At 60.6% G+C, this 7,721-nt stretch carries 7 protein-coding genes and 1 pseudogene; 5 read left to right on the plus strand and 3 right to left on the minus strand.

What is annotated here, in order from left to right; all coding sequences use genetic code 11:
* A pseudogene (locus HP499_RS17780) lies at positions 1-358 on the plus strand (hypothetical protein); the annotation flags it as partial.
* A gap of 112 nt (positions 359-470) precedes the next feature.
* Here the strand turns inward: HP499_RS17780 and HP499_RS17785 are convergent.
* On the minus strand, positions 471-974 hold the full coding sequence (locus tag HP499_RS17785; protein WP_172325525.1) for a DUF2004 domain-containing protein: 504 nt from the start codon (positions 972-974) through the stop codon (positions 471-473).
* A gap of 50 nt (positions 975-1,024) precedes the next feature.
* Positions 1,025-1,990 (minus strand): LysR family transcriptional regulator, encoded by a 966-nt coding sequence (locus tag HP499_RS17790; RefSeq protein WP_172325526.1) that lies wholly within the window; start codon positions 1,988-1,990, stop codon positions 1,025-1,027.
* A gap of 396 nt (positions 1,991-2,386) precedes the next feature.
* Here HP499_RS17790 and nrdH point away from each other — a divergent pair, with 396 nt between their 5' ends.
* The 4 genes from nrdH to nrdF all read left to right on the plus strand — a co-directional run bounded on the left by nrdH (position 2,387) and on the right by nrdF (position 6,413).
* Positions 2,387-2,629 carry a glutaredoxin-like protein NrdH gene (gene nrdH, locus HP499_RS17795; RefSeq protein WP_011775022.1) on the plus strand — a complete coding sequence of 81 codons (243 nt, stop codon included), beginning with the start codon at positions 2,387-2,389 and terminating at the stop codon, positions 2,627-2,629.
* Between the two features lie 62 nt (positions 2,630-2,691).
* Positions 2,692-3,162 (plus strand): class Ib ribonucleoside-diphosphate reductase assembly flavoprotein NrdI, encoded by a 471-nt coding sequence (gene nrdI, locus HP499_RS17800; protein WP_159734007.1) that lies wholly within the window; start codon positions 2,692-2,694, stop codon positions 3,160-3,162.
* A gap of 11 nt (positions 3,163-3,173) precedes the next feature.
* The gene (gene nrdE / locus HP499_RS17805) at positions 3,174-5,315 is read left to right on the plus strand and encodes a class 1b ribonucleoside-diphosphate reductase subunit alpha (protein ID WP_309138416.1); all 2,142 of its coding nucleotides are present in this window, start codon (positions 3,174-3,176) and stop codon (positions 5,313-5,315) included.
* A gap of 123 nt (positions 5,316-5,438) precedes the next feature.
* Entirely contained in the window at positions 5,439-6,413 is a 975-nt protein-coding gene (nrdF, locus tag HP499_RS17810; protein WP_011775019.1) for a class 1b ribonucleoside-diphosphate reductase subunit beta, read from the plus strand.
* Positions 6,414-6,480: 67 nt separating this feature from the next.
* Here the strand turns inward: nrdF and HP499_RS17815 are convergent.
* A partial coding sequence (locus HP499_RS17815; protein ID WP_172325527.1) for an HNH endonuclease occupies positions 6,481-7,721 on the minus strand: 1,241 nt, incomplete at its 5' end.

The raw sequence follows: 7,721 nt of genomic DNA on the forward strand, positions 1-7,721 counted from the left end.
ATTGGGAGACGCCGCCGGCGAGGGCGATGCTGCGGCCCGCCTGTTTGCCGAAGGGCTTGCTGCCGCGGAGGCGTCACCGCCACAGTGCCGCGCTGTTGGTCCCGCCAATGCCGCCGGTGAGGGTGCCGCCCTTGAAGAAGCAGAAGAGCGGCTCAGCACAAAAATCGCTGAGGGCCAGCCGCGAAATGGCGGACCCCAGCAGCCTTCCAAGGAATCGCCGACCGCCCCTGCACAGGAACAACTTAAACAGCTGGAGGAAAGTGCGAAACAAGCCCAGCGGGAGCGCTCGGAAGGGCAGGAGCGCGGGGAGTATCTGAGAAGCCCTGACGATGGTCCGCGCGTCGACAGGCCCTGGTGAACCTTTTATCCAACAAAGTTGACGAATTGTTGGACCCACATCGGGCAACAACGACGGCGGCCGGTCACCAAGAAGGTGACCGGCCGTCGTCGTACGTTGTTGGAGTTGTTTGCTACTCCCAGAGGATTTCGTCGTCCACCACGCCGTCTTCATCGGCCGCGACCACCAGGAGCTCGTCCGTGAAGTGTGATCCGAGCGTGAAGTCCAGGACGAAGTACCGTTCCGGCTGTCCCGGGTAGATGGCGACGTGGCCGAGCTTGAGGGCCTTGAGGAACACATCGTTGGTCAGCTGGCCCTTGTCCCGGACGCCGAAGACCGATTCCAGCTGCTCATCCTTGAGCTGTGAGCTATGGAAATGCAGGAACTGTTGGGGATTGGTGCCGTCCTGGTCGAGTTCGTCGGCGATCATTTCCCTGACTTGGTCCACCAGTTCGGGGAGGAAGCGCAGGCGGTAATCCACCTTGCGCATGGCCGCCTCGTCAAAGTGGTCGTGCGCAGTGACATTGAGGTCCAGTTCCAGCTGGTTGCCGGCGAGCTCGTGTCTGGCGACGAAACAATGTTCACGCCCGTGGTTGAGCTCGATCTCCCCAAAATGTTTGCTCGCTACCTTGCCCATGTGATCAATCTAACCCCATCAACCTGCGGGTTCCAGCACTTGGCAATATTTCACCTGCGCCGTTGCGGACCCTTGACAGGCGCGGTTTTCAGGGGGTGAAGTCCGCTCTTGCCGGAGGTGTCCCGGAGGGTATCGGCCAGCAGCTGTGTGAACAACTGCACTTGGGCGGTCCGCTTTTCGTTGATGAGCAGGGCGAAGACGTTTCGTGCCAATCGGATGTCCGGTACGTCAAGGACCACGACGCCGGATGGCCGGTTCCGCAGCGCCAGTTCCGGTACCAGAGATGCGCCCAGTCCGGCGGCGGTCATTTCCAGGCTGGCGTGGAAGTCGTCGCTGTAGGCCACCACGCGGGGGTGAAGGTTGCAGCTGGCGAAGAGCCGCTCAATCACCAGGGCGTCACTGGTGCCGGGGTGGTGGATGATCCACGGCATGTCGGACAGATGCGCTGCTTCGATCTCGGCGTCCTCGCGAATCTTCCAGGACGCAGGCAGCACCACCCGGAAATCATCGTCCCCGATCCACTGCCGCTCCAGCGAGTGCGGCCAAGCCAGGCCGGACTGCCCCACCTGGTAGACCAAGGCCACATCCAATTCGCCGCCGCTGCGCAGGCCCTGGATGGTTTGGGCGGGTTCGGCCACGGAGACCCGGAGCTCAATGCCCAACCCATTCCAGCGTTCGTTCCGAAGGATCTCGGGCAGCACATAGGTGGCAAGGCTTGGGAAGATGCCCAGCCTCAGTTCCTGGGCGGGGGAGTCGTTGGTCCTTGAGGCCGCCGCCATGAGGGCCTCGACGTCGGTCAGTACTTTCGAGGCGTGCCGGGTCATGGTCATGGCCGCTTCCGTGGGGACAACGCTGCGCGCTGACCGCTGGAAAAGCTCGACGCCGGTATCGCGTTCCAGCGCGGCCATCTGCTGGGAGACTGCCGAGGCTGTGTAGCCAAGCTGGGCGGCGGCAGCGGCAAAGGAACCCAAGCGGGTTACTTCCATCAGCGTCCGGAGGTGGAGGAGATTGACCATCAGCAGATTTTAGCTGTTCGCCACGCCACATTTTCAAAGTGTCACGACACGCCGTATCCCGGCGACACGCTGGAGATTAAATGTGGCTAAGTAGTCCACAGGGTGTGGATGACATCTCTCAATTTGGCGGAATCACGGACATTTTGAGGGCCCTTGCCTGTGGACGACCGGTGGATTGAATGACATACTTGTAATACATCATCTTGGGGTTCCAGTTCGACGCTTGCACTACATGTAGTATCGATTTACGGATTGAGCGGGAAACCAGCGCAAGACAAAATCAGAGCGTGTTGGCTGTCACGGCAGCCCGCGGGCCGGTATCGGATTCAGTAGTTAGTTCCGGTTGAGCCCGCCAGATACGAAGAGCGACAGACTTCAATTAAGGGGACAGGGATCATGACCGTAACGGTTTACACGAAGCCGGCCTGTGTTCAGTGCAACGCAACCTACCGGGCACTGGACAAAAAGGGCATTGCCTACCAGAGCGTGGATATCTCCCAGGATGCCGAGGCCCTTGAGCGCCTCAAGGCACTGGGTTACATGCAGGCGCCGGTTGTCGTAACCGAGCAGGACCACTGGTCTGGTTTCCGCCCGGACAAGATTGAGGAACTGGCACAGGCCGTTTCCTCCGTGGCCTAAGTTTCATTCAAACTTCGCCACCACAGCACACTCAGAATTCCTATGTAGTCGAGGTGACTCCCATGGCACCGCTGGCAGCGGCACCCGTACGCGATGCTGCGGAAGCTGTGACCACGAGGAGTCACCTCATCTACTTTTCCTCGACCTCCGAGAACACCAAACGATTCGTCCAAAAATTGGGCACGGATGCTGCGCGCATCCCGCTATATGCCCAGGATGCTCCGCTGAGAGCCCTTGAACCCTTCGTCCTTGTTCTGCCCACCTACGGCGGAACGAACGGCGAAGGTTCCGTGCCGAAGCAGGTCATCAGATTTCTTAACGATCCCAGGAACAGGGAACTGATCCGCGGTGTTATTGGAGCAGGGAACACCAATTTCGCGGACAATTACTGCGCGGCGGGGGACATCATCTCCGTCAAGTGCAAGGTGCCGCATCTTTACAAATTTGAACTCATGGGAACGCCGGAAGACGTTCAGCGGGTCAACGAAGGGCTGGAAAAGTTTTGGACACAACTGTCGCAGAAACAGAAGTAACCGGGGGCGCTGTGGACACGGTCAAGAAGCCGCTGCCTGAGGCTTTCAAGGGCTTGGGCTATCACGAGCTCAACGCCATGCTGAACCTGTATGGCCCCAACGGCGAGATCCAGTTCGAAGCCGACCGTGAAGCTGCGCACCAGTACTTCCTGCAGCACGTAAACAACAACACGGTGTTCTTCCACGACCTGGAAGAGAAGCTCGACTACTTGGTGAAGAACCAGTACTACGAGCGCGAAACCCTCGACCAGTACACGATGAACTTCATCCGCGACCTCTTCAACCGCGCGTACAAGAAGAAGTTCCGCTTTGAGACCTTCCTGGGCGCCTTCAAGTTCTACACGTCCTACACACTGAAGACCTTTGACGGCAAGCGTTTCCTGGAGCGCTACGAAGACCGCGTCTGCATGGTTGCCCTGCACCTGGCACGCGGCGACGAAGAGCTGGCCAACCGCCTCGTCGATGAAATCATTGACGGCCGTTTCCAGCCGGCAACCCCCACGTTCCTCAACGCCGGCAAGGCACAGCGCGGCGAGCTCGTCTCCTGCTTCCTGCTCCGCATCGAAGACAACATGGAGTCGATCGCCCGTGCCATCAACTCCGCGCTCCAGCTCTCCAAGCGTGGCGGCGGTGTAGCGCTCTCGCTCACCAACATCCGCGAGCACGGCGCCCCGATCAAGCAGATCGAAAACCAGTCCTCCGGCGTCATCCCCGTGATGAAGCTCCTCGAAGACAGCTTCTCCTACGCCAACCAGCTCGGTGCCCGCCAGGGTGCAGGTGCCGTGTACCTGCACGCCCACCACCCGGACATCCACCGCTTCCTGGACACCAAGCGCGAGAACGCTGATGAGAAGATCCGCATCAAGACCCTCTCCTTGGGTGTTGTGGTTCCGGACATCACGTTCGAGCTCGCCAAGAAGAACGAGGACATGTACCTCTTCTCCCCGTACGACGTGGAGAAGGTCTACGGTGTTCCGTTCTCCGATATTTCGGTGACCGAGAAGTACTACGAGATGGTTGACGATTCCCGGATCAAGAAGACCAAGATCAGCGCCCGCGAGTTCTTCCAGACCCTCGCGGAGATCCAGTTCGAGTCCGGCTACCCGTACATCATGTTCGAGGACACCGTGAACCGGGCCAACCCGATCGACGGCAAGATCACCATGAGCAACCTGTGCTCGGAGATCCTGCAGGTTTCCTCGCCGTCCATCTACGCCGAGGACCTCAGCTACGAGACCGTCGGCAAGGACATTTCCTGCAACCTCGGTTCCATGAACATCGCCAAGACCATGGACTCGCCGGACTTCGGACTCTCCATTGAGACTTCCATCCGCGCCCTCAGCGCTGTGTCCGACATGTCCTACATCAACTCCGTTCCTTCCATCGCCCAGGGCAACGCCCAGAGCCATGCGATTGGCCTCGGCCAGATGAACCTCCACGGCTACCTTGCCCGCGAGCACGTCCACTACGGTTCCGAAGAGGGCCTGGACTTCACCAACATCTACTTCTACACGGTGCTGTTCCACGCCCTGCGCGCTTCCAACCGCCTGGCCATCGAGACCGGCCAGAAGTTCGGCGGCTTCGAGAAGTCCACCTACGCATCCGGTGAGTTCTTCGACAAGTACACCGAGCAGGAATGGGCTCCGGAAACGGACCGCGTCAAGGAACTCTTTGCCGGCCACCACATCCCCACCCAGGATGACTGGCGCGAGCTGAAGGCTTCGGTCATGGAGCACGGCATCTACAACCAGAACCTCCAGGCCGTGCCGCCTACCGGTTCCATCAGCTACATCAACAACTCCACGTCCTCCATCCACCCGGTGGCCGCCAAGATCGAAATCCGCAAGGAAGGCAAGATCGGCCGCGTTTACTACCCGGCTCCGTACCTGACTAACGACAACCTGGAGTACTACCAGGATGCCTACGAAATCGGCTACGAGAAGATCATCGACACCTACGCCGCTGCCACGCAGCACGTGGACCAAGGCCTGTCCCTGACGCTATTCTTCAAGGACACCGCCACCACGCGCGACATCAACAAGGCGCAGATCTACGCATGGCGCAAGGGCATCAAGACCCTCTACTACATCCGTCTCCGCCAGCTCGCGCTGGAAGGGACTGAGGTGGAGGGCTGCGTCAGCTGCATGTTGTGATCAACCTTTATCGGTTGATTAATGGTGGCCATGGCCACCTTCAAAACTAAAGATTGCGACGGCGGGCCACCACCCGCCGTCGTAGGCTTATCTCAAGAAAAACCATCGCTTAAAGGGGATGAAATGACCGAAAAGGTCAAGCTGCTGACACACGTCGAGGCCATCAACTGGAACAAGATCCAGGACGATAAGGACGTTGAAGTCTGGAACCGGCTGGTCAACAACTTCTGGCTCCCGGAGAAGGTGCCGCTGTCCAACGACGTCCAGTCGTGGCACACCCTGACGCCGGATGAGCAGCAGCTCACCATGCGCGTCTTCACCGGCCTGACGCTACTGGACACGATCCAGGGCACGGTCGGCGCTGTCTCGCTGATTCCGGATGCGATCACCCCGCACGAAGAAGCTGTGTACACCAACATCGCCTTCATGGAGTCCGTGCACGCCAAGTCCTACTCGTCCATCTTCTCCACCCTGTGCTCCACCAAGGAGATTGACGACGCCTTCCGCTGGTCCCTCGAGAACGAGAACCTGCAGAAGAAGGCGCAGATCGTCATGGATTACTACCAGGGCGACGATCCCCTGAAGCGCAAGGTTGCCTCCACTCTGCTGGAGAGCTTCCTGTTCTACTCGGGCTTCTACCTGCCCATGTACTGGTCTTCCCGCGCCAAGCTCACGAACACGGCCGACCTCATCCGCCTCATCATCCGTGACGAGGCCGTGCACGGTTACTACATCGGCTACAAGTTCCAGAAGGGCTTGGAGAAGGTTTCCGAGGCCCGCAAGCAGGAAATCAAGGACTACACGTTCGAGTTGCTCTTCGAGCTGTACGAAAACGAAGTCCAGTACACGCACGACCTCTACGACGGCGTCGGCCTGGCCGAGGACGTCAAGAAGTTCCTGCACTACAACGCCAACAAGGCCCTCATGAACCTCGGCTACGAGGCCATGTTCCCGGCTTCCGTCACCGACGTGAACCCGGCCATCCTGTCGGCCCTGTCCCCGAACGCCGACGAGAACCACGACTTCTTCTCGGGCTCGGGCTCCTCGTACGTGATTGGCAAGGCTGTCAACACGGAAGATGAGGACTGGGAGTTCTAAGTCGTCTATTAGTCGACCACCAAAAGGCGGGCAGCGAGCAGTCGCTGCCCGCCTTTTTCGTGCCTGGTCATGTTCTGGAGGGTCTGTGTCCGGGTAGTGGTGGGGCTTTGGATTGGTAGGTGTGTCCTGTGGGGGTGCTGATGCTCAGGGTGTGGGTGCTCAGGGCGTGGGTGTCTTCGGGCAGGGGTGTGGCGTTCCAGCCGGGGTTTTCTTTGGTGTGGTTGCAGGCTTCGCAGAGCCCTGCTGCGTTGTCCACGGTGGTGGCCCCGCCGGAGCGCCACGGCACGACGTGATCGATATGCCGGATAGGCGCGTCACTGTAGGGTGTGCGGCAGGTATGGTCGCGGGCTTCGATGAATCGCCGGTGCCGCTGCGGGAAGAGCCTGGCTTTGGAGTCCATGGCCAACAACTCGCCGGTGTCCGGTGCGGTGTAGAGCCTCCGGAGCCAAACGTTGAACTCCTGGTCCTGCCCGGGTGCCGGCTGTAGGTCCTGTGCTGGGGCACCTCGTGCTGGTTGCCGGCCTTGACTGGATGTTGACCGGATGCCCGGCGGTGATCCGTGGCCTGTCGGGCTGTCTGGGGCTGGTGTTGGTGTCTCCGCCCACCGTGATCGGTAGCTTGTCGGCTGAACCGGCTGTTCCGGGTGGGTTGCTGCGGCACCTCGTGCTGGTTGCCGGCCCTGTTCGGGTGGTTGTTTTCCTCGTGCTGGTGTCTCTTCGGCGGCGCCGATCAGGGTTCTTGCCCAGGGTGCGGGGACGATGCCGTAGCCGTGGAGCCGGGCGGGTTCGGAATCGCTTTGGAACAGGGTCCGGTCGGTCATGACGAGCTGGAGTTCGACCCCGGAGATCCCGTCTGGGGTGCCGGTGGTCCGTTCAACGAGGGTGTCGGCCATGACTTGGCCGCGGGTCCTGGGGTCACCGCTGGACCGGGCAGAGTCAGCGGTCCGGGTCAGTGCCGCGTACACGGCGACGCCTTGGGCCACCGGAAGCAGCGCGGTCAGGTACGTCATGGTGTCCGGTGCCGGTCGCAGGCTTACGGTTCGTTCGGTGGCGGCGTGGCTGGCGCGCTGGGCCACGGACCGCGGATCCCGACGATACGCAGCGGCTTTCGCGGCCGCGATGATGGCTTTGTCTCCGGCGCCCTCGAACGTCCCGGCATCGGGGGCGAGCTCTTCATCCACCGCGGCCCGGTCTTCGACGGACAGGCAGGCTGTTTCCTTGACCAGCAGCGTGGCCCGCCACTCATTGAGCAGGCCTTTGTTCAACGCCGCCAGGGTCCGCGGCATCTCCGTGACCAACGCTTTGGCAA

This window comes from Paenarthrobacter sp. CM16, from assembly GCF_013179505.1.
In the GTDB taxonomy this organism is placed as follows: Bacteria; Actinomycetota; Actinomycetes; order Actinomycetales; family Micrococcaceae; genus Arthrobacter.

Coding starts and splice junctions, on each gene's coding strand:
- HP499_RS17785 (WP_172325525.1), bottom strand. CDS start 974: ATGGGCAAGGTAGCGAGCAAACATTTTGGGGAGATCGAGCTCAACCAC.
- HP499_RS17790 (WP_172325526.1), bottom strand. CDS start 1,990: ATGGTCAATCTCCTCCACCTCCGGACGCTGATGGAAGTAACCCGCTTG.
- nrdH (WP_011775022.1), top strand. CDS start 2,387: ATGACCGTAACGGTTTACACGAAGCCGGCCTGTGTTCAGTGCAACGCA.
- nrdI (WP_159734007.1), top strand. CDS start 2,692: ATGGCACCGCTGGCAGCGGCACCCGTACGCGATGCTGCGGAAGCTGTG.
- nrdF (WP_011775019.1), top strand. CDS start 5,439: ATGACCGAAAAGGTCAAGCTGCTGACACACGTCGAGGCCATCAACTGG.